Origin of the sequence: Escherichia sp. MOD1-EC6300 (assembly GCF_002965045.1) — a bacterium.
Classification (GTDB): Bacteria; Pseudomonadota; Gammaproteobacteria; order Enterobacterales; family Enterobacteriaceae; genus Escherichia; species Escherichia coli_F.
Genome location: NZ_PTRH01000043.1, coordinates 1 through 2,261 on the forward strand (window position 1 = coordinate 1; position 2,261 = coordinate 2,261).

Sequence of the window (2,261 nt, forward strand, 5' to 3'; positions counted from 1 at the left end):
GATTCCACACCGGCACCATGGCTATACCCCACCCCGAGATGCCCGCTTAACGAACTGCTGAATGAGGCTTTAATACCTGCCTGGTATATTCCACGTCTGCCCGACAAATCATTGACAAAATTACCGTCATTATTCACTTTCACCCGGTTATCATCGACAAATTCTTTGCGCACAGCCGCCTTCAGCCACGGCTCAACTTCCATGCCGTTCCCCAGACGCATGTTGTAACTCAGCGTTGCGCCCAGTTCACGATATATACTGCGGGTATCGACTGATTTCGATTCCATACCATTGGATAAATGATATTCGGGGTTATCAGCGGTGAACCCCGTTAACGATGCATACGGCGTCAGGTTCCAGTTACCATCGGTAAATCGCATCCCGGTTTCAATGTGACCGCCCAGCCCGTTGCTGCGATAACTGCCGTTGGCGGCTCCACCGCTGCTCATTTTACCGGCTACGTTACTTTCAAAGCGGTTCAGCTTCACGATACCGTCCAGATAGAAACCACTTTCATGTTCCCAGCTGACATAGCCCCCCAGAGAATAACTGCCCACACTGCCATGTCCTCCACGATCAAAACCGATATGTGAATGGGAATAACCCATAAAAGCGCCCAGCGTAGCAATCCCCTCAGGAATACCATTACGGCTATCGATCCCCACCGTCATTCCGGTCAGCGTCTGCTCAAACCCGGCACCCGCATCGGTGGTGACATTATTACGGGTGTTATACGTCGTCCCCCAGACATTATTGTTGTGTGGACTCGCTTTCATTATGTTCAACCGCTCGCGAATACTGTTTAGCTCAGCATCAAAGACCAACGGTAATGTTGCTGCCATATTGAGTACGGCTGCCGTAGAAGGCGTGATGCGTTTCTCCGGGACGGGTGTCGGCGTTGGATCGGGAGTCGGGTCTGGTTTCGGATCCGGTTTTGGGTCTGGTTTTGGATCCGGTTTCGGATTTGGGTTGGGGGCCGGGTTGGGTTTGACATCATTGGTCAGGTTCCAGTTGCTGTTGCCGTCGCTTTTCAGGACATACTCATAGGTCCCAAGATCAACGAAACCGCCGGTATTACCCAGCGTAAACGAAGCATCCCCTCCCCCTGTTTTCACCAGCGTCATCGCGTCGTCAGACTGAGGGCTGACGCCGGTATCCTGAACAAAGATGTTAAAATTGCCAGTGGCGTTGTTGTTGACGACCAGTTGATCGCCCCGGGAGCCTGCAACGTTGGTATGCAGGTAGAAATTACCGCTGCCGGAAAGTTCACTGGTGGTCAGCGTATTGTAGATACCGTTAGTTGTGGCAGGCGCTGCTGTTTGTGCTGATAAATAAACATCACCGTCGTTGAGGAGCAAACTGTTTACTCTATATTCGCAGTTGCTGGTGCCTGCACAGGAATTATTGCTGTTAAGCCAGACACTGCCCCGGCTGGCAGCCGTCAGGTCGGCAAGCGTCGTATCGACGCCATTTCCGATAGTTAATGTCGCGCTATCGGTAATCCGGCCCCCCCCTTCAAGTTTAACTGGCGTAACATTATCCCGTGGCGTCATTAACGACAGGCTTCCTGTCGCGCCACTGACCGATGCATCCGCCAGCGTACCTGCGTAGACGATTGCCGTCCCGCCAGCGACCTGCAGATCTTCTGCCCGGGCCAGAGCCTGAAACTCATCTTTTGACCGACCAAGGGTATATTGCCCACCGGAATTAACCTTTGTGGCGAAGTCCTGACCCAGGTTTTGCATTGCCCCACCGTTGCCAACCGTGGAATCGCGAGCTTCGGTACCTGCTAATACCAATAAATTACCGCCATTTTCCAGCTGCACATTGGTCGCTAAATTTCCGGCAATGGAAAAGGTGCCGTACTGGTGAGTACCGCTGATTTCAATACCGTTAGCCGTGCTCGTCTGGAGAGCGGCACCGCTGTTCTGGATGATATCTGTCGCTTTGCCATTATCGTTGACTGTCAGCGTACCGCCTTCATTAATCGTTGTTTTTACTGCCTCACCGTTAGCCGAAACTGTTTGTATTCCGCCGTCGTTAATCGTTGTCTCATTCGCCACACCCTCGACGATTTGTTCACCGCCGGTAAGCATCGTGCCAGTCGCAGTGGCTTTTGTTTTGACGATCTCCCGTCCGCCCGCATTGACCTGTGTTTTGGCGGAAGTGGTGTCTGACTCCACGGTTAACACGCCGCCATTTGCCAGCAGGATATTGTTCGCCGCATCCTGCTCGATGCTGAACGCGACGCCATCAGCGCG

Annotated in this window: 1 pseudogene; it reads right to left on the reverse strand. The window is 52.9% G+C overall.

The features are described 5' to 3' along the window. A pseudogene (gene ypjA, locus BGE37_RS24665) lies at positions 1-2,261 on the reverse strand (adhesin-like autotransporter YpjA/EhaD); the annotation flags it as partial.